The organism is Labilibaculum manganireducens, from assembly GCF_963665805.2.
Lineage (GTDB): Bacteria > Bacteroidota > Bacteroidia > Bacteroidales > Marinifilaceae > Labilibaculum > Labilibaculum manganireducens.
The window spans coordinates 4,551,313-4,575,464 of sequence record NZ_CAXXEE010000003.1; the positions used below are offsets into that span (position 1 = coordinate 4,551,313).

Annotated in this window: 24 protein-coding genes; 14 read left to right on the top strand and 10 right to left on the bottom strand. The window is 37.4% G+C overall.

All coding sequences use genetic code 11. From position 1 onward, the window contains the following. Position 1: 1 nt before the first annotated feature. The 4 genes from ACHZAX_RS17865 to dnaE form a co-directional block, all read right to left on the bottom strand. Positions 2-724: a toxin-antitoxin system YwqK family antitoxin gene (locus tag ACHZAX_RS17865; protein ID WP_101310030.1), complete on the bottom strand. Its 723-nt coding sequence runs from the start codon at positions 722-724 to the stop codon at positions 2-4. A gap of 149 nt (positions 725-873) precedes the next feature. Next, a complete protein-coding gene (locus ACHZAX_RS17870) occupies positions 874-1,794 on the bottom strand; it encodes a DUF58 domain-containing protein (protein WP_320020041.1) in 921 nt (306 codons plus the stop codon). Positions 1,795-1,875: 81 nt separating this feature from the next. Then, positions 1,876-2,193 carry a thioredoxin gene (gene trxA / locus ACHZAX_RS17875; RefSeq protein WP_101310028.1) on the bottom strand — a complete coding sequence of 106 codons (318 nt, stop codon included), beginning with the start codon at positions 2,191-2,193 and terminating at the stop codon, positions 1,876-1,878. A 48-nt stretch (positions 2,194-2,241) separates the two neighbouring features. Further along, complete coding sequence (gene dnaE, locus ACHZAX_RS17880; protein ID WP_320020042.1) at positions 2,242-6,618, bottom strand: DNA polymerase III subunit alpha; 4,377 nt, start codon at positions 6,616-6,618, stop codon at positions 2,242-2,244. A gap of 291 nt (positions 6,619-6,909) precedes the next feature. On the opposite strand from dnaE, the gene ACHZAX_RS17885 reads away from it, so the two are divergent. Beyond that, on the top strand, positions 6,910-7,455 hold the full coding sequence (locus tag ACHZAX_RS17885; RefSeq protein WP_101310026.1) for a 30S ribosomal protein S16: 546 nt from the start codon (positions 6,910-6,912) through the stop codon (positions 7,453-7,455). Positions 7,456-7,465: 10 nt separating this feature from the next. After that, the gene (gene rimM / locus ACHZAX_RS17890) at positions 7,466-8,008 is read left to right on the top strand and encodes a ribosome maturation factor RimM (protein ID WP_101310025.1); all 543 of its coding nucleotides are present in this window, start codon (positions 7,466-7,468) and stop codon (positions 8,006-8,008) included. 74 nt (positions 8,009-8,082) lie between these two features. On the opposite strand, the gene ACHZAX_RS17895 is transcribed toward rimM, so the two are convergent. Then, entirely contained in the window at positions 8,083-8,505 is a 423-nt protein-coding gene (locus ACHZAX_RS17895) for an acyl-CoA thioesterase (RefSeq protein ID WP_180327299.1), read from the bottom strand. Between the two features lie 223 nt (positions 8,506-8,728). Here ACHZAX_RS17895 and ACHZAX_RS17900 point away from each other — a divergent pair, with 223 nt between their 5' ends. Continuing rightward, positions 8,729-9,448, top strand: coding sequence for a head GIN domain-containing protein (locus ACHZAX_RS17900; protein WP_320020043.1), 720 nt, complete (start codon positions 8,729-8,731; stop codon positions 9,446-9,448). 35 nt (positions 9,449-9,483) lie between these two features. Here the strand turns inward: ACHZAX_RS17900 and ACHZAX_RS17905 are convergent, their stop codons facing one another. Further along, entirely contained in the window at positions 9,484-10,047 is a 564-nt protein-coding gene (locus ACHZAX_RS17905; protein ID WP_101310022.1) for an L-threonylcarbamoyladenylate synthase, read from the bottom strand. 95 nt (positions 10,048-10,142) lie between these two features. Next, positions 10,143-10,961, bottom strand: coding sequence for a 2,3,4,5-tetrahydropyridine-2,6-dicarboxylate N-succinyltransferase (locus ACHZAX_RS17910; RefSeq protein WP_101310021.1), 819 nt, complete (start codon positions 10,959-10,961; stop codon positions 10,143-10,145). Between the two features lie 274 nt (positions 10,962-11,235). Here ACHZAX_RS17910 and ACHZAX_RS17915 point away from each other — a divergent pair, with 274 nt between their 5' ends. The 3 genes from ACHZAX_RS17915 to ACHZAX_RS17925 all read left to right on the top strand — a co-directional run bounded on the left by ACHZAX_RS17915 (position 11,236) and on the right by ACHZAX_RS17925 (position 13,787). Further along, complete coding sequence (locus tag ACHZAX_RS17915; RefSeq protein WP_320020044.1) at positions 11,236-11,979, top strand: uracil-DNA glycosylase; 744 nt, start codon at positions 11,236-11,238, stop codon at positions 11,977-11,979. 110 nt (positions 11,980-12,089) lie between these two features. Beyond that, positions 12,090-12,932, top strand: coding sequence for a carboxypeptidase-like regulatory domain-containing protein (locus ACHZAX_RS17920; protein ID WP_143470892.1), 843 nt, complete (start codon positions 12,090-12,092; stop codon positions 12,930-12,932). Positions 12,933-12,953: 21 nt separating this feature from the next. Continuing rightward, on the top strand, positions 12,954-13,787 hold the full coding sequence (locus tag ACHZAX_RS17925) for a carboxypeptidase-like regulatory domain-containing protein (RefSeq protein ID WP_320020045.1): 834 nt from the start codon (positions 12,954-12,956) through the stop codon (positions 13,785-13,787). Here ACHZAX_RS17925 and cls read toward each other — a convergent pair. Then, on the bottom strand, positions 13,771-15,243 hold the full coding sequence (cls, locus tag ACHZAX_RS17930) for a cardiolipin synthase (protein ID WP_320020046.1): 1,473 nt from the start codon (positions 15,241-15,243) through the stop codon (positions 13,771-13,773). The genes ACHZAX_RS17925 and cls overlap by 17 nt on opposite strands. A gap of 164 nt (positions 15,244-15,407) precedes the next feature. Between cls and prmC the strand changes: the two genes are divergently transcribed. From prmC to prfB, 5 genes are all read left to right on the top strand, one after another. After that, positions 15,408-16,271, top strand: a complete 864-nt coding sequence (prmC, locus tag ACHZAX_RS17935; RefSeq protein ID WP_320020047.1) for a peptide chain release factor N(5)-glutamine methyltransferase — start codon at positions 15,408-15,410, stop codon at positions 16,269-16,271. Beyond that, a complete protein-coding gene (locus ACHZAX_RS17940) occupies positions 16,271-16,762 on the top strand; it encodes a regulatory protein RecX (protein ID WP_320020048.1) in 492 nt (163 codons plus the stop codon). Before prmC ends, ACHZAX_RS17940 begins: the two co-directional genes overlap by 1 nt. Before the next feature lie 74 nt (positions 16,763-16,836). Beyond that, positions 16,837-18,246 carry an LPP20 family lipoprotein gene (locus tag ACHZAX_RS17945; protein WP_320020049.1) on the top strand — a complete coding sequence of 470 codons (1,410 nt, stop codon included), beginning with the start codon at positions 16,837-16,839 and terminating at the stop codon, positions 18,244-18,246. Positions 18,247-18,401: 155 nt separating this feature from the next. Beyond that, positions 18,402-19,001, top strand: a complete 600-nt coding sequence (locus ACHZAX_RS17950; RefSeq protein WP_320020050.1) for a hypothetical protein — start codon at positions 18,402-18,404, stop codon at positions 18,999-19,001. Between the two features lie 438 nt (positions 19,002-19,439). Continuing rightward, positions 19,440-20,538 (top strand): peptide chain release factor 2 gene (prfB, locus tag ACHZAX_RS17955; RefSeq protein WP_320020051.1). Its coding sequence is split into 2 segments (ribosomal slippage): positions 19,440-19,502 and positions 19,504-20,538, totalling 1,098 coding nucleotides; the frame shifts between segments, so codons are not numbered across the junction. Positions 20,539-20,564: 26 nt separating this feature from the next. On the opposite strand, the gene ACHZAX_RS17960 is transcribed toward prfB, so the two are convergent. Next, positions 20,565-20,768, bottom strand: coding sequence for a hypothetical protein (locus ACHZAX_RS17960; protein WP_101310011.1), 204 nt, complete (start codon positions 20,766-20,768; stop codon positions 20,565-20,567). A gap of 410 nt (positions 20,769-21,178) precedes the next feature. On the opposite strand from ACHZAX_RS17960, the gene ACHZAX_RS17965 reads away from it, so the two are divergent. Further along, complete coding sequence (locus tag ACHZAX_RS17965; RefSeq protein WP_320020052.1) at positions 21,179-21,865, top strand: toxin-antitoxin system YwqK family antitoxin; 687 nt, start codon at positions 21,179-21,181, stop codon at positions 21,863-21,865. A 188-nt stretch (positions 21,866-22,053) separates the two neighbouring features. Here ACHZAX_RS17965 and ACHZAX_RS17970 read toward each other — a convergent pair whose 3' ends face one another. Further along, positions 22,054-22,260, bottom strand: coding sequence for a hypothetical protein (locus ACHZAX_RS17970; protein WP_320020053.1), 207 nt, complete (start codon positions 22,258-22,260; stop codon positions 22,054-22,056). Between the two features lie 107 nt (positions 22,261-22,367). On the opposite strand from ACHZAX_RS17970, the gene arsC reads away from it, so the two are divergent. Together arsC and fumC are read left to right on the top strand one after the other, a co-directional pair. Beyond that, a complete protein-coding gene (gene arsC, locus ACHZAX_RS17975; protein WP_101310007.1) occupies positions 22,368-22,709 on the top strand; it encodes an arsenate reductase (glutaredoxin) in 342 nt (113 codons plus the stop codon). 37 nt (positions 22,710-22,746) lie between these two features. Beyond that, the gene (gene fumC, locus ACHZAX_RS17980; RefSeq protein ID WP_320020054.1) at positions 22,747-24,147 is read left to right on the top strand and encodes a class II fumarate hydratase; all 1,401 of its coding nucleotides are present in this window, start codon (positions 22,747-22,749) and stop codon (positions 24,145-24,147) included. Positions 24,148-24,152: the final 5 nt, after the last annotated feature.

The following is a 24,152-nucleotide window of genomic DNA, read 5'->3' on the forward strand; positions in this document are numbered from 1 at the left end:
TTTATTTCATAATAATCTGGAATTCTCGCTGAGAAACGTTGATATTGTGATCCTGCGTTTGGTATTTTGCAACAATATTCAATGTGGTATCAAGTCCTGCAGCACGATTGTAAGGAATTTCGAACCGTGCCAACCCGCCTTTTGCATAAAGAGGCTTGGCTGCAAATGGAATGTATTTGTCTTCCATTAAATCGGTAATGTAGAAAATCACATTCTTAGAGTAATTACTTAGTGACAATGTTAAAACCACAACATCTTCCTTCACAAATTTCTGAATTTCGATACCTGGAAAACCAGTCCGCAAACTTCCATCCTGCCTGTATTCTTTCAAACCAATACCAGGCTGGCCTTTCATATAAGGAGTTTCAGCCCAGATATTACCATTGGAATAGTATTTCTTCTGCACACCATTCTTTTCATCTTTGTGATAGGGAGTAAGACTATACAATTTGCCGTTTTTATGGAATTTTTTGGCAATGCCGCTCTTCTGGTCATCAACATACATGATTTCATCACTCAACTCGCCTGAAGGATAATAAATTTTACAGACGCCATGCCGCACACCATTTCGAAAAGTAATTTCGGCAGTTAATCTGTTCGCATCATCATACTGCTTAACAACTCCATTTTCCACATAAGGTTCCTTCGAACTTACCGATTTCCCTCTCTTTTGCTCGCAGGCAAACAGCAAAACCAATCCGAATAGGCAAATCCAATTTTTCATTTAGGGAGTTCTCTGCGTGTTAGAAATTATTGAGTGTTTCATAAAAATACTGCAAAGGTATGGAAGATGAAAATTATTCATCAACAAATAAACAGTAAATAAATGGAAGGTAAGTCTTTGGTCAAATTTAGTAATGAGGAATGCCAGCTTTACATTATTTTTTTTCTTTTCAGTAAATAAGCCTTAAGAATGGTATGAAATTCTTTGCGGATGTCTGCTTCAACATAATCAATCGCAAATTGTCCGCACAAAATCTCTAATTCTGTAAAGAACTCTTTCTGCTTTTGACTGTATAAATTTCTAATATCCGAAGGATTTAATTTTATGCTTTCTCCTGTTTCCAAATCAATAAACTGACTGGGGTGATTTGCAAAATTAAACTCATTTTCGAATTCTTTATCCCGAATAGAAAAAAGTAAAACCTCGTGTTTGTTAAAGCGTAAATGCTGTAACGATTCCAAAATCTCCTTAGGCGTTTCATCCCCCATAAAATCAGAAAAAACAATTACGAGTGAACGCTTATGCAATCCTTCGGCAAGCTTGTGTAATGTATCCGAAATTTTGGTTTCCCGATTTTTATCAATTCCTTCTTTGTTATAGAGTTTGCCTAAATGAGCATACAGCAAATGTGCATGAGTATTAGAAAGTTTTGCCGGAGTTAGAATATCTATTTTATCGGAGAAGGTACACAAGCCAACTGCGTCTCGTTGTTTTCGCAATAAGTGAACCAAAGCGGCCGCACAAAGTACCGAAAATCCCAATTTGGTTTGGTGTTTTTGCTGATAAGGAAACAGCATTGAAGAAGAGGTGTCTACAACAATATGAGCCCTAAGGTTCGTTTCTTCCTCAAATTGTTTTACAAACAGCTTATCGCTTCGTGCGTATAGCTTCCAATCGATGTGTTTGGTTGACTCTCCTTTATTGTAAAGTCGGTGTTCAGCAAACTCTACCGAAAATCCATGATACGGACTTCGGTGCAAACCAATTAAAAATCCTTCAACAATCTGCTTGGCCAAAAGCTCCAGATTATCAAATTCTTCGAATTGTATCAGGTCTGAGAGTTGCTTCAAAAAAATCTATTTTGAATGTGAACAAAGAAAAAAAAGGCATAGAAAGAATCTCTCTATGCCCAAATATTTTGCAATCAACACTTACAATAAAGCGTCAATTTTTTCAGCAAGACTTGATTTTGGAACAGCACCAACTTGTTTGTCCACAATTTCACCACCTTTAAAGAAAAGAATAGTAGGAATATTACGAATTCCAAATTTTGCAGAAGTAGCAGGACTACTGTCAACATCCATTTTTGTAACTACAACTTTACCGTCGTAATCATTAGAAAGTTCGTCTACAATTGGGCCAACCATTCTACAAGGGCCACACCATTCGGCCCAGAAATCAACCAATACAGGCTTATCTGATTTCAACACAACCTCTTCGAAATTAGCATCGTTTACTGCAATTGTCATGGTAATCTATTTTTAATTGTTTTGAATTTTATTATTTACCCGTGCAAGTTAATTAATTTTGAATTCAATATCAGAATTATTTTTAAAATATTCGATCAATTCATTGGAAAGGTTTACCCTACAAGTTCTTGAGAACATTTTCACCCTCACATTTCTATCATCAGTGATCACAAAATTCACCTTCAAATTCCCCTTGTTCCCCTCCATACAACTTGCCATTTCGGTTACTAATTCATCTGAGAGACTGCTTACCGGAATCTCAATGGTAACCTCTTTCACCCGCTTCTCCATTACCTCGGAAAGCAGGTTTATTCCTTTAACTTTAAACTCCAATTCGGTAGAACCTCGTGGCCAGGACCGGGTTTGTACCCTCCCGTTTATAAATACCGATAAACCTTCAATAAAATAATTGCTGTATTCCACAAAATCTTTAGCAAAGAAAGCCATTTCAAACGAGCCTGTGAAATCTTCAATGTTAACAATTGCAAAAGGATTGCCGTTTTTTGTAGTTCCCCGACGAATGGCAGTTACCATTCCTGCAATATTTACATCCTTATCCTTAAAATTTACAATATCCGCTGACAACTGTGTTAAAGATGCATTACAGAAGGAATCGATTTCCAATCTGTAATCATCAAGTGGATGAGCGGACAGGTAAATTCCAATTAACTCTTTCTCCTTATTCAAGCGCTCCAGCTTATTCCACTCTGCACATTCAGGAATTTTTGGCGGTGTAACCACATAATCTTCTACATCGCCGAATAAAGTTTGCTGCGAATTGTCTTTTTCTGCCTGAAGTTTGTTTCCATACTTCACCAAATATTCCATAAAGGTAACATCGGTTTCATCTGGATGAAAGTATTGACTCCGCTTTAATCCGAAGCTATCGAAACCTCCCGACATGGCAAGATTTTCAAGAGTTCTCTTATTTACCGATCTTAAGTTTACCCGCTCTATAAAATCAAAAATATTTTTGAACGGGCCATTTTTTCTTTCTTTAATAATATCATCAACAGCTTGCTCTCCAACTCCTTTCACCCCAGCCATACCAAAACGAATTGCGCCTTCTTTGTTTACCGTAAACCGGGCATAGGATTCATTCACATCAGGTCCTAACACAGGCATTCCCATTCGCCTGCACTCATCCATAAAAATAGTCACTTTCGTGATATCAGATAAGTTACGGCTAAGCACCGCAGCCATAAATTCAGCTGGATAATGCGCCTTTAGGAAACCCGTTTGATAAGCGATATAAGCATAACAAACCGAGTGAGACTTATTAAAAGCATATTTTGCAAATGCCTCCCAATCGGACCAAATTTTTTCAATCAGTTTATCTGCCTTAACGTTATCGCCGCCAACGCCTTCCATAAATTTAGGATTGTCATGACATCCATTAATAAACTCTACCTTCAGCTTATCCATCATGGCAATCTGTTTTTTACCCATCGCCTTACGCAAAGTATCCGACATGCCTCGGGTAAATCCACCCAAAGCGCGGGATTGAAGCATCACCTGTTCCTGATAAACCGTAATTCCATACGTATCCTTCAGGTAATCCTCCATAATTGGATGATCGTAAGCAATCTCCTCTTCCCCGTTTTTCCTTCGGGTAAACGAAGGAATGTATTCCATTGGTCCCGGACGATATAAAGCATTCATCGCAACCAAATCTTCAAAACGGTTCGGTTTTAGAGCCCGAAGGTGTTTCTTCATTCCCGGAGACTCGAACTGAAATATAGCCGTAGTTTCTCCCCGGCTAAACATCTGGAAAGTCTCTTCATTCTCAAGATCTACATTGTTGATATCAACATCAATACCCTTAGACAGCTTTACATTGGCCAGTACTTCTTTAATTATAGATAATGTTTTTAGTCCAAGGAAGTCCATCTTTAGCAGACCAATATCTTCCACAAAACGACCATCGTACTGCGTTGTCAACAGATCTTCTCCTTTGGTAGGCATAACCGGCAAGTGCTCGTCCAGAGGATTTTTTCCAATCAAAATACCGCAGGCATGCACTCCGGTTTGTCGTACCGATCCCTCCAGGGACTCGGCAAATTTGATTGTTTGGGCGATGAGCGGATTCGGAGAATCTTTTTCATCCAAAAGAGCAGGCTCTTCTGCGTATGCTTTTTTAAAGCTCATCTTGGGTGCTTCGGGCACCAGTTTGGTCAGGCGGATGGCTTCTGCTAATTCTAAACCCAATACACGCGCTACATCCTTAATAGAACTTTTGGTAGCCATTGTACCAAAGGTGCAGATATGAGCTACTTTATCGTGTCCATATTTATCCGTTACATAATCCAACACTTCCTGTCGACCATCGTCATCAAAGTCAATATCCACATCGGGCATCGAGATACGATCGGGATTTAGGAAACGCTCGAACAGCAAATCATATTTTATGGGATCAACATCAGTAATACCAATGCTGTAAGCTACCACAGCACCGGCGGCCGAACCACGTCCCGGACCTACGATCACACCGTTATTTTTTGCCCAATTAATAAAATCCTGTGTTATCAGGAAATATCCGGGGAAACCCATTGTTTTAATGGTGTTCAACTCAAAATTCAGGCGCTCAATTATATGATCTTCCAGAGTATCGCCATAACGTTTTTTCGCACCTTCGAATGCAAGATGTTCCAGGTAGTCCGCCTCTAACTTAATTGGCAGCACCTTATCATAACCTCCAAGCTTCTCATAACGCTCCTCTTCAAACTCCTTAATAAGTGTTGTTTCGTCGTATTTCTCTTTATAGTCTCCCAGAGTGCCGAATTCTTCAGGTATGTCAAATGAAGGCATTATGGGATTGGAATTTAATTCAAAAGCCTCCACTTTTTCAGCAATCTCCATGGTATTTGCAAGTGCATCCGGCACATCAGCAAAGAGCTCATTCATCTCTTCGCTTGTTTTAAACCATTCCTGCTTGGTGTAACGCATGCGTGTACTATCATCGTAATCACGCCCTGTATTTAGGCACACAAGTACATCGTGAGCTTCGGCATCTTCGGGATTAACAAAATGGGAATCATTCGTGGCAATCACTTTAACACCAAGTTCTGCTCCCAATCTACGAATCACTTTATTCACTCTCACCTGATTTTCCCAAACATCGCTCTTTAAGCGTGGGTCATTGTTGGGATGACGCATAATCTCAAGGTAATAATCCTTATCAAAAACATCCTTAAACCAAAGAATAGTTTCTCTTGCCTTATCAATATTACCACCCATGATGTGCTGCGCAACTTCACCACCCAGGCAAGCACTACTTACAATTAGTCCTTCGCTGTATTCTTCAAGTAAATCCTTGTCGATACGCGGTTTGTAATACATCCCGTCGATGTGGGCAATAGATGTTAACTTTAAAAGATTCTGATATCCTTTATAGTTTTTAGCCAGTAAAATAATGTGATAACCTGACCCATCCCCTTTATTTTCTTTTATTAAATGTCCCCGTCTTGCCATATAGGCTTCAACACCAATAATTGGTTTGATGCCAACTCTGCCACAGGCTACGTGAAACTCTTTTACTCCAAACATACTGCCATGATCGGTAATTGCAACAGCCGGCATACCGTCTTCCTTTGCTTTGGCTGCAATATCAGCTGTTTTGGCTGCTCCGTCGAGTATGGAATACTGAGAATGAACATGCAAATGAACAAAAGCCTGTGGAATGATATTCTTTGCAGCCTCGTGTCTCTTGCGCTCTTCTTCTTCAATGGAAATTTCGTCGAAAGCAGTATTGACCTTAAAAGATTCGTATTCGATACCTACCAACTCAATAGCATCGGGATTGTTGAGTTTAAAGGCTTGAATCTGCTCCAAAGACATTTTCAGAAGTTCGGATCTTAGTCCGTCGACCCGAATCAACTCCAGAAAACAACGGGAAGTAGCCTCCACATCGGCAGCAGCATTATGAGCTTCAGCAAAAGGAACACCAAACAGCTTCATATGAAGTTCGGTAAGAGTAGGATTTTTTAGCTGGCCTTTGCGTTTCAAATCACAATATTCCTTACTGCCGGTCATTGTATCAAGAGCAGACACCGAAATAAGCTCCTGTTCGTTCATCTCACAACGCAGCAGTTCACAGCCTGCTATATTTATATCGAAGGAAACATTGTGTCCGACAACATACTTCGATTTCCTGACATCCTCCATAAAGTCAAGCAGGGCTTCATTGAGCGGAATTCCTTTTTCCAGAGCTATTTCAGTTGAAATACCATGCACCGCCACTACATCTTCAGGAATAGTAAAGCCTTCAGGTATGATAACATGATTTTTAGCAAAGAGAAATTTCCCCTCCATATCATGACATTGCCAAGCCAGCTGCACCATGCGCGGCCAGTTGTCAAAATCACTTAACGGTGCTTTCCATTTTTTTGGTAAGCCTGTAGTTTCTGTATCAAATATTAAAAACATCTCAGTATCAGAATTATTATAGTTATGCCTTTAAATGAGTGGCGATTTGCGAAGATTTAAGGAATTCATCCAAGCAAAATTAGTAAATATAGACGTACTATTCTTTCTAAATTACCAACATCTGTATAATATGGTAAAGGGCTTGTATGCAACATTCTTATATACATGAGTATTAGACTATGAAATAATCTTTTTAAGCGCTGTTTTTAATCAAAAATAAAATAGTATCTTTGTCGCGCTTATAAATCGTGGTATGTATACCACAACTTATTCATTTATTAAAATAAAGTTATGCCAGTAAAAATCAGACTAGCTAGACACGGTCGTAAAAGAAACGCATTCTACCACATTGTGGTAGCAGATAGCAGATCACCACGTGATGGTAAATACATTGAGCGTATTGGATCTTACAATCCAAACACCAATCCTGCTACAATTAACCTGGATTTTGACAAAGCTGTTAACTGGCTTGGAAACGGTGCTCAGCCTACTGACACTGCAAGAGCAATTTTATCTTACGAAGGTGTAATGATGAAAAGACACTTGCTTGCCGGTGTGAAAAAAGGAGCTTTTGATGAAGCTGCTGCTGAAGTAAAATTCGAAGCTTGGAAAAAAGAGAAAGAAGCAAAAATCAACGCTAAGAAAGAAGGTCTTTCGAAAAATGCTGATGATGCATCGAAAGCTCGTTTAGAAGCTGAAGCTAAAATTAGCGCAAACAGAGCAGAAGCTATCGCTAAGAGAGCTGCTGATGCTGAAGCTGCTGCCAAAGCTGAAGAAGCTGGAGCAACTAGCGAAGAGGCTGCAACTGAAGAAGGTTCAGAAGAAACTGAAGCTTAATATTGAATGCATGCTTAAAATAGAGGATTGCTATCTTGCCGGAACATTTACTAAAACTCATGGAGTTAAAGGCGAATTAGTTGCCAGGAAAAACAGCAACCTTCTTGAAAAAAATAAATTGGAATCAGTTTTTGTCGATATCGACGGAGGACTGGTTCCTTTTTTTATTCCTAAAAACGGAATTACTCCCCGAAATCATTCTACAGTTCGTATTGTTATAGAAGATCTGGATTCGGAAGCGAAGGCACAGCGATTTATTGGCTGTGATATTTACATTCCCATGAAGGATGCTCCGGAATTTATTGAAGAAGCGGATGATCTTGATCCGAATTTGCTGATTGGTTTCCTGTACATTGATGAGGAAAAAGGTGAATTGGGGGAAATTGAGGATATTCAGGATTACTCGGGAAACATTGTTTTGGTTATTTCGGTTAATAACCAGGAAGTTTTGATTCCTTTTGCCGAAGAAAACTTCATTGAAATAAATGAGGAAAATAAAACCATCACTATGGAAACTCCCGATGGTCTTATCGATATGTATCTTAGTGAATAAATCACTTCATGTTCTGCTGCATTACAAAACTTATTTTCCTGTAACCTGCTAATTAAAAATCTGTTATCTGTATATTATTTAATTAACAGCTCTCCTTCGAACTCAAGAATTCTAATTTTTAAGGTTTCGGGAACTTTTATGCTTTCTCCTAATTTTTGACTGTAGGCTACCATTACCTGTGATGTTTTGGTTTTAATCTCGCCTGTTTTTAAATCGACAATATTCTGGTACATTCCTACACTTTTATTGCCAATCCGAAAAATTTTTGTTTGCACTTCAATTTTATCACTCAGGGTGATGGATGACAAATAATCTATCTCCAAATGAGCTACGATTAATGCTGATTCGTTCCAATCAATTACTTCCCCATATACTTGCTGAAAATAATCCATTCGTGCCAAATCGAGGTAGCTTAACTGCACTCCGTTATTCGCATGTCCGATTAAATCGATATCGCCAAAGCGGATTTGTATTTTCTTTTTGTGCTTGAATTCCATTGTGCTAATTTTTATGCGAATGTATATACAAATTGTGAAAAGAATCAATGAGATGCAGATTTTTATGATTTTTTTAAGGTGCACTACTGTTCCTAAGTATACTTTGTATGTTTTAAACTTAGTTACTCGAATATTTAAAGCATTAAAATATTTCTTAGTGCAACTTTTCGCCAACTTGTTCGTCATTTATTAGAACATGATTTTTTATCTAAAACTAATTTATATGAACACAAAACGTATTACTTCCCTGCTGGCAGTTTTTGCTCTTGTTTTTAGTGGTAGTTTAGCCTTTGCCCAAAAAACAGAAACCCGGAATGTTGGATCATTCGAATCAGTTAGTCTTGCCATTCATGCCAAGGTATTTATCACTCAGGAAAATTCTACTTCGGTAAAAATGAAAGGCGATGCTGATGATTTAGAAGAAATTATTACTGAAGTTGAAAATGGAACTCTGAAAATTAAACGCAAAAAAAATAAAAGCTGGGGCTGGAACAATTCATTCAAAAATATTGAAGTGTATATTTCTTCCTCGCAAATAAAAAATTTAAGCATTTCCGGATCGGGTAACATTGTTGCCAAAAGCCCAATAGAAACTACCAATGCGAAATATGCAATCAGCGGAAGCGGCAATATTTTTATTGAAGATTTATCTGCCGAAAATGTTGAGTGTCATATTTCCGGTTCGGGAGATATTAATCTAAAAGGTAATGGATTGAAAGAACTTGAAATTCACATTAGTGGTTCGGGTGATGTTGATGCAGGTAATTTGAAATCTGAAAACGTAAGCGTTCGCGTATCGGGCTCGGGAGATTGTAAGGTGTATGCAACAAAAAACCTAAATGCAAGAGTAGCTGGCAGCGGTGACATTTACTACCGCGGAAAACCGGACTCCTTGGATTCAAAATCCGCAGGTTCCGGTCACATAAAATCAATTGGAATGTAAAAAATATATTCGTAGGGAAACAGAATACTGTATCCCTACGGTCTTATAATTTGAATCTCGCCTCCCAATCCAATTTTAATGATACTGGAAGCTTTGCATTTTTCCATATCCTCTTGCCGGTATTCCACAATATAATCCACCGCTTCTTTTATTTCATCACCAATCTCGTAAAAGTTGGCAGGCGAAACGTCTCCACTTCTATTTGCTGAAGTAGAAACAATGGGTTTCTTAAATCGTTGAATCAAATTTTGTGTAAACTCTTCATTGGTAATTCGAATACCAATGGTTCCATCTGAATTAATCAGATTTGGCGCCAGATTTTTCGCCCCGGGATAAATCAGAGTCATCGGCTGATCATTCGTATCAATTAAATCCCAGGCAATTTCCGGGACCTCATCAACATAGGAATTCAGGCGATTGGGATTCTCCATTAAAACCAGCATGGCTTTGGAATCTTCCCTGTTCTTAATTTCATAAACTCTTTTTACCGCTTCAGGATTTGTTGCATCGCATCCTATTCCCCAGATAGTATCGGTAGGATATAGAATAACTCCACCAGCGTGAAGTACTTCCAAAGCTTTTTTAATGTCGTTGTGCATTTCTAATTTGTTAGTATTCTTTCAAATCATTAGAAACAAATGAGTAATCAACTTTCATTGATTACTCATTATTGATTTATTCATCATTAATTAAACTATACCGCTACATTGTATTCACGCAATGCATCGTTCAACGAAGTCTTTAAATCTGTTGATGGTTTTCTTTTTCCGATGATCAAAGCACAAGGAACCTGATAATCCCCTGCAGGAAACTTCTTGGTTCTTGTTCCCGGAATCACTACCGAACGAGCCGGAATAAATCCGCTGTACTCAACAGGTTCTTCGCCTGTTACATCTATAATTCTTGTTGATCCGGTAAGCACTACATTAGCTCCCAAAACAACTTCTTTTTCTAAATGAACTCCTTCAACAACAATGCAGCGTGAGCCAATAAAACAATTGTCTTCGATGATTACAGGAGCAGCTTGAATCGGTTCTAAAACACCGCCAATACCAACACCACCGCTAAGGTGAACATGTTTTCCAATCTGAGCACAAGATCCTACCGTTGCCCATGTGTCGACCATGGTTCCTTCGCCCACATAAGCACCAATATTAACGTATGATGGCATCATTACCACATCTCTGGCGATAAAAGCTCCGTATCGTGCCACTGCATGAGGAACAACCCGAACTCCCAATTCAGCATAGTTGGTTTTCAATGCCATTTTATCGTGGAATTCAAATGGACCGACTTCAATAGTTTCCATTTTACGAATTGGGAAATAAAGAATTACGGCTTTTTTCACCCACTCATTTACTTGCCATCCATCTGCCAGTGGTTCTGCAGTGCGAAGAACTCCTTTGTCCAACAATTCAATTACTTCTTCTATGTTTTTTTGTACTGCAGGAGTACTCAAAAGTGACCGGTCGTCCCATGCAGCTTCAATGCTTTCTCTCAATTTCTGGTACATAATCAGTTGTATCTTATCTATTTTGGTTAATTAGCTAACAAAACTAGTCAAAAAGAATAAAAGTAGAAAGGTCTGCAAGAGCCTAAAAAGTCGAAAAGTAAAACAGTCTAACCAATTGTAAAATTGACTGTTCCAAAAATGAATCAAAATAAGATCTAAATTTACGCAGGTACCTGAAAAACAGCCAATATTCCTGCTGATGCAATTCTTAACTTATTATTATTAATTAATAATTGCATTTACTATTTTTGAGACTACAAAAACAATTATCAAAATGCATAAATCTACTTTCCTTTCTCAACTGTCAATACACCAAAGCTGGACTACTTTTCTATCAGAAGAAATTATTTGCTTGATTAAGGACATCGAAAAATCAATTCACATTGAAAAATCCACTCCAAAGTCAAATTTAACGCTGCGCTTTTTAGAAATGGATTTGAATAAAATACCGGTTGTAATTTTAGGACAGGATCCATATCCTCAAGCAGGAGTTGCTACCGGAAGAGCTTTTGAAGTGAATGGATTAAACTCGTGGCATGATAAATTTCGTAATGTATCGTTAAAAAATATTCTGCGTTGCATTTACAAGGCTGCAACGAATGAGGAACGTAAATATTCCGAAATTAAGAGTCAGCTTAACGAAGGTGACCAATTGGTGATGGATAATGATTTTAAGATACTCCCCCCCAATCAACTGTTTAAATATTGGTCGGAACACGAAAATGTACTCTTGCTAAATACAGCCTTTACCTGCGAAATAGGCAAACCAAATTCGCACACCAAACTTTGGGCTCCGTTTACTCAAAAATTACTGCAATTTATTGCCGCATCAAATCCTGATATGGTTTGGTTCTTATGGGGTAACAACGCTCACCAAGTGGTAAAAAACATTAAAATTTCCAATAAAATAGAGACCACTCATCCAATGATGTGTTATCAACGTGAAAATGATATTCTTTATGGTCATATAAATCCGTTTCAAAAAACCAGCCAACTAGTCAACTGGACAGGCAGATAGATCGTTATCACAATATTAATTTGGGTTAAAGTCTGTTAAAAAATGTAACAATTACAACATTCATTAAGATTGAAACCTATCTTTAGCGTTAAATAAAAAAATCGACCCAATTGAAAACAAGTTTACTAACCCTATTTCTCACATTATTCTTTGCCTTCGGAGTCTTTGCTCAGGAAGAAATGAATGATGAAAGTTTTATTGTATCCGGAAAGGTAATAAATGCTGAAAATCTGGAAGGTGTTTCCTTTGCTAATGTAAATCTTCAAGGAACTAATTGGGGAATTGTATGTGACAGCGCCGGTTTTTTCCGCTTACGAATTCATCCCGATCAAAATTTAAGAATATCTGCTCTCGGATTTAAAGAACAATCTGTGAGTATTACTCCTCCACAAGCTGAAGAAGAGGAAGTTTTTCAAGAAATATTCATGGAACAGGGAAGTATTCTGCTTAATGAAGTAAGCATTTACTCATTGGGAACCTGGAGCCAGTTTAAAGAAAATTTTATTAAGACCGATGCCCCCGAAGAAGAAAATATCGCTGCGTCGTTTGATTTTGGAAACTTGAAACTTGCACAGGCGGAAGCCAATACGTTGAGCAGGCAAGGTTTTGGTTTCAATCTACTCGATGGAATTAGTGCAATAAAATCTATTGGACAGAAAAGAAGAGCTCGAAAAGGAATTGTAGAAATGACTGATTGGCAACTTCGGATTCTTCAGCAAAAATACAACAAAGAAGTAATTGCTGAATTAACTCACGAATCTGGTTTTAGATTAGATCAGTTAATGGAGTATATTAATTCGAAGCAGAATTTCACATATCAAACCAGTGAAATGTATATAGGAGTAAGAATTCAACAACTTTACACAGATTTTTTACAGGAAAAACCACAGTTTGAGAACGATCTGAGCTTTACTGATTCTTTAGGTACCATAAGAAACCATCTGCGCCCTTAAACAATGAATTAAACTCTTCTCATGAAATTAAAGAGGGTATTGTACATTTCATTAGTTCTAGTTCTTAGCTCCCGTTACTGCTCTTTTTCGGAAGACTCTAAAATAGATTCCATTATCAGTATTTCCGGGCAAATTCTCCATTCGGAAAGTTTAACTCCTATTCCATTGGCCACCGTTAGTATAAAAAGAACACGCAGAGGAATTATTTGCGATAGCCTTGGCGTTTTTCATCTGCAAATTCAGCAGTACGATACACTTCGAATTAGTGCTTTAGGGTACAAAGCAATTGATTGGGCGGTTCCATTCATTTTTAATGCCGATTTTCCTCCATTTTTTCAAATTAAATTGGAAGACATTTCCTATTTATTAGATGAAGTGGATATTTATGCATTGGGAACCTGGGATGAGTTTAAGGAAGATTTCATAAAAACCAAACTGGAAGAAAAGGATCCAATTAATAAAAGCATTATGAAACAATTGGCTCCCTACAATACGAAAAAACCAAACATTGTGCCTGCTCAATACCGCCCTAAAAGGGATGGTAAAATGGGCGTTTTAGGTGCAATTTTTGCGCCCACAGATTTTTTGTACAGCAAATTGAGCAAATCAGAAAAATCGAAAAAGCAATTATCCAAAATAATCAGAAACGAGGGCAAGACAAAAAAGATCAGTTCGAAGTACAATGCTAAGATAGTGGCTGATGCAACAGGTTTAGAGGGGGAAGAATTACTGAAATTTATGGAATATGCAGGATCGGAGATTAAAGTGACTCCAAATTCTTCAGAGTACTACGTGATGAAACAAATCCTGTTTTTATTTAAAAGATATCAGGAAGAAACTACAAAAGTGGAGTAAATAACCGGGCCATTGATTCTTTCACTCTTTGACGTTTGGATCGATTCTGCCATTCCTGCAAATGCAATTCTTCGCTGTCTTCCAAATCAGCCAAAAAGCGCGCCCGCAATTCCAAAGTGGTCTCCTCATCGTAAATCAAGGCATTTACTTCAAAATTTTGTTCAAAACTCCTTACATCCATATTTGCTGTTCCAACCGTTGCCATTATTCCATCCACCATCATTATCTTGCTGTGATTAAACCCTCCTTTGTAAAAAAAGATTCTCACACCTGCCTCCAGCAATTCTTCAATGTAGGAAAGTGTTCCCCAATAGGTCATGAAAGAATCTGATTTATGAGGAAGCAATACACGCACATCAACCCCACTCATTGCAGAAGTTTTTAGTGCCATTAAAATACTGCCGTTCGGCATAAAATATGGCGATGAAATGTACACATTTCTTCTTGCCGAAGTAATGGCCGAGAAATACGCCTGCATGATACTTGCCCAGTCGGAATCGGCTCCGGACGCGGTTATCTGTAATAAACACTTTTGCTTCACTTTCTTGTAAGGAAGATATTTTTCGTCGAGTAAAACTTCCTGCCGAACAAAATACCAATCGATTAAAAATACAATTTGCAAACTGGTAGCTGCTTCGCCGGTAATTTTTAAGTGAGTATCGCGCCATGAGCCAATTTCAGGCAGACCATGAAGATAACGATCAGCAAAATTCAATCCGCCAACAAAGGCAGTTTTCCCATCAATCACAATAATTTTTCGGTGGTTTCGGTAATTCACCCGACTGGTTAAAATAGGGAAACGAACAGGAAGAAAGGCGTGTATCTTCACACCTGCATCTTGTAATAATTTCACATATTCCCTACTTAATTTCCAGCTTCCAACATCATCGTAAATCACACGAACCTCAACCCCTTCTCTTGCTTTTTGCATTAATATTTCGAGCAATTCCGATGCCAACTCTCCATCTTCAATAATATAATACTCCAAATGGATGTGATCCTTCGCTTTCCGCAGAGCTTTGAAAATAGATGGAAATGTTTCCTCACCATCGTTCAGAATTTTCACCCTGTTGTAACCGGTAAGCAATGCTTTTGAATTGTTCAAAAGCAAGGTCATCAAATTCTTTTTTTCATGAATCCGCTCATCCTTCAACCAACGGCTTTTATCCAAATGAAGTTTTTGATCCTGACTCATTACCTGCAGCCACTTCATATCGCCCAACTCTTTCATGTTGAACATTTTTCGCTTCCGAAAACTTTGTCCGAAAACCAAATAGGAAATTAAACCAACAACAGGCAAAGAAACTAAAACGAGAATCCACGAAATGGTTTTTAGAGGACTTCTGTTTTCAAGAATTACAATAATTACCGTAGAAATAATGGTGATGACATATAAAACAGCCAACACCTCGAAAAAGTGCATCCAGAATTCTGACCAATTAATTGTTAACAGCATATATCCAACTACTTCAGAAGATTTGTATCTTTGTTAATTTAATAATTTTGAGATATTAGATGTGAGAAATAAGACGGTGATATACTATTATAAGTAATCAATTACTAATTTTCAATTCCTCTACATTTAAAAGATTCAATTTTGAACCAATATTCTTACGTCAGATGACTCCATCAAACACAATACAATCTACAATAAATTACATAAAAAAAGAACTCGCGGAGTTATATCATGCCCGAGAAACAGAAAGTATGGCATACATTCTTCTTGAGTACGTTCTAAACTATTCAAAATCTCAAATTCAGTTGAATAGATCGGAAAATATTAGCGATGATGATTTTAAACAAATTGCTGCCTATACACAAGAACTTAAAACCAATAAACCAATTCAGTATATTTTAGGTGAAACTGAATTTTACGATCTTACTTTTAAAGTAAATGAGCATACCCTAATTCCCAGACCAGAAACTGAGGAGCTGGTTCATGCAATCATCAATGAGAACAGGCAAGAAGGTTTACACATTTTAGATATAGGAACCGGCAGTGGCTGCATTCCCATTTCACTGGCAAAAAATTTAAAAAATGCTCACGTTTCATCTGCTGATATTTCGGCAGAGGCAATTGAAAAAGCTAAAGAAAATGCCAAATTCAACCATGTTGATGTTCATTTTTTTCATCGCGATATTCTAAACTGGAAGAATTTTGATTGGGACAATTTTGATATTATTGTGAGCAATCCTCCCTACGTTACCGAAGCAGAAAAACGTAAAATGGAGAAAAATGTTCTGGATTATGAGCCACATACAGCTCTATTTGTAACAGATCACGATCCTTTACTATTTTACAGAACCATCGCAGAACTGGCTCTTCTGCATTTAAAAAAAGGCGGGAAACTTTATTTTGAGATCAACGAAAGTTTGGGAAACGAAATGGTGATACTTTTGAAACAAAAAGGATTCAACAGCATACGTCTAAGATCAGACATCAACGGAAAGACCAGAATGATATCAGCTATAAAACCGCAATGATGGATTACAAAAAAAAGAAAAGAGAAGTTAGCGTCGAATCTGCTTTATCAAAAGTCATGTTTATTTGCAGCAGACAAGAAAAATGCTGTTTTGATATTCGAAAAAAGCTTTGTGAATGGAGAATTTCCTCTGCCGATCAGGATCAGATTATTCAAACCTTAATTGACGAGAAATTCCTTAATGATGAACGTTACACCAATTTTTACGTTCGCGATAAATTCCGTTTTAACCGATGGGGACGAATAAAGATCGCTCATCATCTGAAACAAAAACAAATTCCGGAATACATTATCTCTGATGCAATAGATCAATTGGATGAAAGAGAATACACTCAAAATCTTCAAGACATATTATCCGGTAAAATAAAAACCATCCGGGAAGAAGATCCTTATCAACTAAGAGCCAAATTATTCCGGTTTGCACAAGGAAGAGGTTTTGAATCTCAGCTTTCACTTCAGATAATTGATCAATTAATTTCGAAAAAGGACTAAATTTTAAATTAACTTTGGCATCCTTATTGTTTACAATTATTATCTTTAAACTACAAAAATTCAAAATCATAAAAATGATTAAATCTTTACGCACCTTATTGCACTTTTCCATTATTCTTACACTTATAATGAGTTGCTCGCCAAATACGACAGCAGCCAAACGCAGACCTCCGGAATGGGTAAAAGAGCGTCCAATTTCATCAGAATATTATATCGGCATAGCTGTGGTTAAAAAAGATGCCAATGAAACAAGCTATATGCAATTGGCCAGAAATCAGGCTTTACAGGATTTGTGTTCTGAAATTTCTATTTCTATTTCGTCCAATTCTGTTCTGCATCAATTCGAAAACAACACGAGTTTTAAAGAAGAGTTTGAAGCAGATATCAGAACATCTCTTGTTCAGGATTTGGAAGGATACGAAATGGTCGCTTCCTGGGACAATAAAAAAGAAGGAGAATATTGGGTTTACTATCAATTGTCAAAAAATCAGTATGCTCTGCTAAAAAGAGTGAAACTGAACAAAGCAAAAAAGCTGTCGCAAAGCTATTTTGAAGAAGGAAAACAATACGAAAACCAACTCGACCTTTTTCAAGCATTAAATTACTATGCCAAATCTCTGAATGCAATAAAAAATCATTTGGATGAAGATCTTAGCGTAATGACATTGGATGGAACTATCAATTTAGGAACAGATATTTACAATTCCATCCAAAACATTTTTAACAGAACTCAACTTACTCCTGAAAAAAAGGCAATTCAACTCGAAATCTCAACTTCACAAAAGGAACCTATTCTGGTAAAAGCTGTTTGGCTTGCCGATGAAGGTGAAAAATTGATTTCTCAATTGCCCTTAAAACTTGAATTTACAGAAGGGGAAGGTATTTTGAATGGAAACGTTTCTACAGACCAATTTGGTTATGCAACTTCTCAGTTGTCTAAGGTAACTTCGCGCCAAAAACTGCAGGAAATTACTGTTTCTCTTGATCTTTCATCAATTTTGGATGAAAGCAACGAGAATTTCGAATTAAACAAACTCTTCTTCACTGAAGAATCAGCACCTAAAGGTAAAATCATTTTAAATGTAGAGCGACTAAAGGCTTACCTGAATTTTAGCGAAAAAATATTTGGAGAAGATTCTAAACGAGGAATTTTAGAGAACAATTTAAAGAAAGAATTATCTGAAAATTTCTTCTCATTTACAAACAATAAAGATCAGGCCAAAGTTATTCTCGATATCAATACCAATGTAACAAAAGGTGAAATTAAAGAAGGCCGCAACTACAAAGTATATATTGTGTATCTGGATTGTTTTTTCTCGCTTACCGATGTTAAAACAGGCATGGAAATTTTTAACGATGCCATTTATGAAGTGAAAGGCATGAAACCCATTAGCTACGATTACGCAGTGAAAGAAGCTTACGAACAAGCTGTTGATGAAATAAACAACACGATTGTTCCCAAACTAAATCAACTTGATTTATAAGAATAGATTTGAGAGATCACATCTCCATTGAAATAAATTAAATAGTAAAATAATTTAAAAGATAGATATTGAGATTTTCAAAAGAGAAGCATTTGTCAACAATAAAAATCATCTCACTTCTCCCGTCTCATTTCTAAAATCTAAAGCAGAAAAATATGAAAACAAAAAAATTACACAAAAACTTATTCCTTGGATTAGGAATTTTACTGATTGCAGGAATGAGTTCTTGCGGATCGGCTGAAAAAGCAGTTAGTACTAAAGCACAAGGCGAAGAATTGATTGAAGTTTATTGCACCGGACCAGATTACCAAAGTGATAAAAACAATTTTAGAGCTTCTGCTATTGGCGAAAGTTTAGATCAGATGGTATCTAAAAAGAAAGCCGGCACCAATGCACGTTCCGAACTGGCGACACTAATTCAGTCGACAATTAAAGGAACTATTGACAACTACGTGAACTCCACGGAATTAAATAATGTTGAGCAAGTTGAAGAACGTTTTGAAGGTTTAACCCGCGAGGTGATCAACCAACAATTGAACAACATCAAAGTAATTTGCGAAAAGCAAACCAAAACCGGTGAAAACAAATACAAAACATACATTGCCTTGGAGATGAGTTCAAAAGATTTGGAGGAAGCAATCAACCAAAAATTATCGCAGGATGACAAGTTAAAAGTTGATTACGATTACGAAAAATTCAAAGAAACTTTTAATGCCGAAATGCAAAAATTAGAGACTCAGCAAAGAGGATTTTAATAATGAATAATGTTTAAGGATTATTGACTTAAACTTGTTAATACAAACAGCGTATGGATAATTTCATGCGCTGTTTTTATTTTACTAAAACAAAGGTTACTGTAATGAATGCATATAAACAACAACTGATCATTGCTAATTGCTAATTGCTAATTGCTCACTGTTGACTACCTTTACACTTTAATTAATAAATTTCAAAAATGATCACATCAGACCAGCTAAAAAGTTTAGCGGAATGCACAGAAGCGTCGAAAAAAGTGATCTGAGGTATCTTTGACATTGATGCCAAAACAATTCTGATTCCCTCCAATAAATCGGAGCCTTAAATCTTCATCTAAGTATTATTTCTTTTTCCTGAAAACAACATTACACCTTGTTTTCAGATTGTTCCTTCCTCTTTGTTTATTACCTTTACACTTCAATTAATAATTTACAAAAATGATGACATCAGACCAGCTAAAAAGTTTAGCGGAACGCACGGAAGCGTTAAGGAGGTATCTTTGACGTTGATGCCAAAATAATTCAGATACAGGAAGAGGAATTGAGAACCCAGGCTCCCGGATTTTGGGATAACCCCAAAGAGGCTGAAATTCAAATGCGAAAAGTAAGAGGGCTTACATCCTGGGTAGATTCTTACAAGGAAGCAAAAGAAGCAATTGACGACCTGCAGATATTATTCGATTTCGCCAAGGAAGGCGAAGCATCACCTGAGGAGGTAGACGAGCAATTTGCAAAAACACAAGACTTAATTGAAGCTCTTGAACTAAAAAATATGCTCCGGAAAGATGAAGACAAACTGGGAGCAATTTTAAAAATAAATTCGGGTGCCGGTGGAACCGAAAGTTGTGATTGGTGCGAAATGCTTTACCGAATGTATTTAAGGTACGGAGAAGCTCATGGCTACAAAGTAAGCTCTTTGGAATATCAGGAAGGTGACGAAGCCGGAATTAAATCGGCGACTCTCGAATTTGAAGGTGATTTTGCTTACGGATATTTAAAATCGGAAAACGGAGTGCACCGCTTGGTGCGTCTTTCTCCCTTTAATGCGGCCAACAAACGAATGACCACTTTTGCATCGGTCTATGTTTATCCTGCCATTGACGATACCATCGAAATAGAAATAAATCCTGCTGATATCAGTTGGGATACTTTCCGTTCGGGCGGTGCCGGCGGACAAAATGTAAATAAAGTGGAAACAGGTGTGCGGTTACGACATGCTCCAACCGGAATCATTATTGAAAATACCGAAACCCGCTCCCAATTTGGAAACCGTGAAAATGCACTTCGATTGCTGAAATCGCAGCTATATGAATTGGAACTGAGAAAACGTCAGGAAGAAACTGACAAGATTGAAGGATCAAAAAAGAAAATTGAATGGGGTTCACAAATTCGTTCCTATGTAATGCAACCTTACAAACTGGTTAAGGATGTAAGAACAGGCCACGAAACCTCTAATGTGCAAGCCGTTTTAGATGGTGATTTGGATGGATTCATCAAAGCATTTCTAATGGAATTCAGCGAGGAAGAAAAAAAATAAGAGTAGGGATCTTGCATGCAAGATCCCTACTCTTTTGTTTGTTTTGGTTTAAACATCCCTCCTATCAGCACACCAAAAAGCAATCCGTAAGGAACCATGGTATACCAGTTGGCCTGAATGGGGCAAGTTCCTGAAACACAACCAACATATTTCCAGTAAAGGAATCCACCCAGCAGACCAAATAACCCTCCTATAATTTCAAATTTTCTTTTTTTTATCAAATTCTTCATGCTATTTTATTTGAATCTGTGCCAATGAATTTGAAATTACCAGACGGTTTTGCGGCCTCCAAATCCATAACTGCATAAACCTAGTAAAGAAATTTGAATAATTGTGTTTGTTGATTTACAAAGAGGCATACTTTTTCTAAAAGCAATGAGGATACAATAATCTTCCTTCATTTTTATTTCCCCTAAATCCCCTGAAGGGGACTTCCGTATTGAATAGGAATTTTACGCCAATTTAAGAATAAGCCCCTTTATAGTTTCGAATTCGAAATGGGATGAAAAACAAGACAACAAATTATACTTAATGTTCTTCAGTGACTTTTTTCATGCAATACAAATGAGTAAATTTCGTAATTCAAATTATCTCCCAGATAGTTTCCATTGCTCAGAATATTTTTATCAGGAAACCTAAAATGAAAACATATATCACTTTTTTATTGGCATTTTTTTTATGCTCACAAGCAAATCTCTTTGCACAGGAAAACAGGCTAAACAAAGAGGGAGAAAAGGAAGGCAGATGGAAAGAATATTTTAAGGATGGAAAGCTAGCTGCCACTGGAGTATATGAAAACGGAAAAAAAAAAGGAAAGTGGACAGAATACACGAATTGGGATAGAAGCTTCTGCAAGCTAAAGTATAAAGACGGAAAAAAACAGGGAGAGCAAATTTGGTACAGGAACCGAGAATTGTATAAAACCCGTTTAAAACTTAAAAAAGTTGGGAAAATAGCAAGTAAAGTTAGATTTGAAAATGGAAGGAAAAAGGGGAAATGGAAAGATTATTTTATAAGCGGAAAGTTATGGGGCACAGGGAAGTATAAAAACGGAAAAAAAGAAGGCCTGGAGATTTGGTATTGGCCGAACGGAAATTTAAAGAATAAGTGTACTTATAAAAATGATGTGAGAGAAGGAGAATGGATTTTCTACTCCAAAAATGGGAATTTAGAGGAAAAAGGGACTTACAAAAATGGTGTGAGAGAAGGAGAATGGACTACCTATAATGAAGATGGAAGTGTGAATCAAAAAGCCATGTTTAAAAATGGCCGTACAAAAGATAAATATCCTATAGAGGTCATTAATACAGATAACACAAACCCCTAAAATGTAAAATGGGAGAGTGTTCACGAAATAGTTTGATGTTTTTTTTAGTAGAATGGCCTTTCCTTGCAACAGAAAAGTGCATCCGGCTGGTCAAACGGACATTTCCAGTACAAGAAAAGCCCGTGCTGTTGATCGAAGAGGGTTTTCTGCAACTGGAAAATGGCATTAGAATGATCGTACGCTGCTTTTTACCAAATGAAAAGCTCACCGGATGAGTCAAACGGCATTTTACTGCACCCGAAAAGCTTTCTTTTTAATCGAACGGCATTTCCCGGATTCAGGAAGTGCGAACCGATTAGAAGAATGTAAATTTCCAGACTAATGGAAAGGGATTTGCGTGCTCTTCCAAATAATCCGGCAACAGGAAGCAAGCCGGTTTTCAAATTTTCACTCACCTAAAGCCAGGTATTGCAATAAATAGGTGAATATCTTCAAATCTGTCTTTCCATTATCTGTAAAGCCGTATATTTGTATCACATTAAACAGTAAATCAGAAATAAAAATGTTGAAAATCTATCACAATCCGCGTTGCTCCAAAAGTAGAGCAGGTTTAAAATATTTACAAGACAAAGGCCTTGAACCTGAAATTCGTTTGTATCTAAAAGATGAGTTTACTGAAGCCGAACTTGCTGATGTATTGATGAGAATGGCGAAACAACCCTGGGAAATTATCCGCACTCACGAGAAATTATACAAAACCGATTTTAAAGGGAAAAATTTCAATGCCGATGAGTGGATCAAAATCTTAATTGAATATCCAAACCTGATTCAACGCCCTATTGTTGTAAAAGACCACAAAGCAATTTTTGCTGTGCCTGCTGAAAATGTAGAAGAGATTTTGTAGTTGATTTATTTCTGATTAATCAGTCAAAATTTAGATCATGAAATACCGGATAGAGTCCGACACAATGGGGGAAGTTAAAGTTCCTGCCGACAAATACTGGGGAGCACAAACACAGCGCTCTCTTGAGAATTTTCAGATAGGCCCTGTAGCTTCTATGCCTATTGAGCTGATCAGAGCCTATGCTTATCTGAAAAAGGCGGCGGCCTTTACAAATCACCAGTTGGGAGTGTTAAATGCTGATAAAAAGGAAATTATTTCAAGAGTATGTGATGAAATTTGCAGAGGCGAACTCGATGAACATTTTCCTTTGGTTATTTGGCAAACCGGATCAGGCACACAAACCAACATGAATGTGAACGAAGTAATTTCCAATAGGGCTCAGGTACTTATGGGCTTACAAACAGGAACAGGAAGTGCATTCGTTCACCCCAATGATGATGTCAATAAATCACAATCATCTAATGACACATTTCCAACGGCAATGAATATTGCCGGTCTTATAAAATTACAGGATCACACCATTCCTTCCATAGAAAATCTTAGAAATGCTTTGGCCCGCCATTCCCATGCAATGAAAGATGTTGTGAAAATAGGAAGAACTCACTTAATGGATGCAACGCCGTTAAGTCTTGGACAAGAGTTTTCGGGATATGTTTCGCAATTAGATCATGCAGCGAAGGCAATCCGAAACAGTTTGGAGCACTTAGGTGAAATTGCTCTTGGAGGTTCTGCGGTGGGCACAGGCATCAACACGCCACACATGTATGCTGAAGTAGTGGCTGATTATATTGCAGAATTTACTAATTTACCTTTTACATCAGCAAAAAATAAATTTGAGGCCATAGCCTCTCACGATGCAATTGTTGAATCGCACGGTGCATTAAAACAAGCTGCTGTTTCGCTGCTGAAAATTGCCAACGATATTCGCTTAATGGCATCAGGACCACGTTCGGGGATTGGTGAACTCATTCTCCCTGCCAACGAACCCGGATCTTCAATCATGCCGGGAAAAGTAAATCCCACACAGGTGGAAGCACTAAGCATGGTTTGTGCGCAGGTAATGGGTAACGATACAACAATTACCATTGCTGGATCAAGCGGTCATTTCGAGTTAAATGTTTTTAAGCCGGTAATCATTTACAACTTTTTGCAATCGGCTCAATTACTGGGCGATGCCTGTAATTCCTTTGCCAAAAACTGCGTGGAAGGAATTCTCCCCAACAAGGAACGAATCAAACAACATTTAGACAATTCGCTAATGTTGGTAACCGCTCTAAACACTCATATAGGATATAAAAAATCAGCCGAAATTGCTAAAAAAGCCTATTCGGAAAACAAAAGTCTGCGCCAGACTGCCCTTGAACTTGGCTACGTAAGCAATGAGGAATTTGACAAGTGGGTGAATCCAAACAAAATGATTCACCCTGATAGAGAATAATTAAC

Coding starts and splice junctions, on each gene's coding strand:
- ACHZAX_RS17865 (WP_101310030.1), bottom strand. CDS start 724: ATGAAAAATTGGATTTGCCTATTCGGATTGGTTTTGCTGTTTGCCTGC.
- trxA (WP_101310028.1), bottom strand. CDS start 2,193: ATGACAATTGCAGTAAACGATGCTAATTTCGAAGAGGTTGTGTTGAAA.
- dnaE (WP_320020042.1), bottom strand. CDS start 6,618: ATGTTTTTAATATTTGATACAGAAACTACAGGCTTACCAAAAAAATGG.
- ACHZAX_RS17885 (WP_101310026.1), top strand. CDS start 6,910: ATGCCAGTAAAAATCAGACTAGCTAGACACGGTCGTAAAAGAAACGCA.
- rimM (WP_101310025.1), top strand. CDS start 7,466: ATGCTTAAAATAGAGGATTGCTATCTTGCCGGAACATTTACTAAAACT.
- ACHZAX_RS17895 (WP_180327299.1), bottom strand. CDS start 8,505: ATGGAATTCAAGCACAAAAAGAAAATACAAATCCGCTTTGGCGATATC.
- ACHZAX_RS17900 (WP_320020043.1), top strand. CDS start 8,729: ATGAACACAAAACGTATTACTTCCCTGCTGGCAGTTTTTGCTCTTGTT.
- ACHZAX_RS17905 (WP_101310022.1), bottom strand. CDS start 10,047: ATGCACAACGACATTAAAAAAGCTTTGGAAGTACTTCACGCTGGTGGA.
- ACHZAX_RS17910 (WP_101310021.1), bottom strand. CDS start 10,961: ATGTACCAGAAATTGAGAGAAAGCATTGAAGCTGCATGGGACGACCGG.
- ACHZAX_RS17915 (WP_320020044.1), top strand. CDS start 11,236: ATGCATAAATCTACTTTCCTTTCTCAACTGTCAATACACCAAAGCTGG.
- ACHZAX_RS17925 (WP_320020045.1), top strand. CDS start 12,954: ATGAAATTAAAGAGGGTATTGTACATTTCATTAGTTCTAGTTCTTAGC.
- cls (WP_320020046.1), bottom strand. CDS start 15,243: ATGCTGTTAACAATTAATTGGTCAGAATTCTGGATGCACTTTTTCGAG.
- prmC (WP_320020047.1), top strand. CDS start 15,408: ATGACTCCATCAAACACAATACAATCTACAATAAATTACATAAAAAAA.
- ACHZAX_RS17940 (WP_320020048.1), top strand. CDS start 16,271: ATGGATTACAAAAAAAAGAAAAGAGAAGTTAGCGTCGAATCTGCTTTA.
- ACHZAX_RS17945 (WP_320020049.1), top strand. CDS start 16,837: ATGATTAAATCTTTACGCACCTTATTGCACTTTTCCATTATTCTTACA.
- ACHZAX_RS17950 (WP_320020050.1), top strand. CDS start 18,402: ATGAAAACAAAAAAATTACACAAAAACTTATTCCTTGGATTAGGAATT.
- ACHZAX_RS17960 (WP_101310011.1), bottom strand. CDS start 20,768: ATGAAGAATTTGATAAAAAAAAGAAAATTTGAAATTATAGGAGGGTTA.
- ACHZAX_RS17965 (WP_320020052.1), top strand. CDS start 21,179: ATGAAAACATATATCACTTTTTTATTGGCATTTTTTTTATGCTCACAA.
- arsC (WP_101310007.1), top strand. CDS start 22,368: ATGTTGAAAATCTATCACAATCCGCGTTGCTCCAAAAGTAGAGCAGGT.
- fumC (WP_320020054.1), top strand. CDS start 22,747: ATGAAATACCGGATAGAGTCCGACACAATGGGGGAAGTTAAAGTTCCT.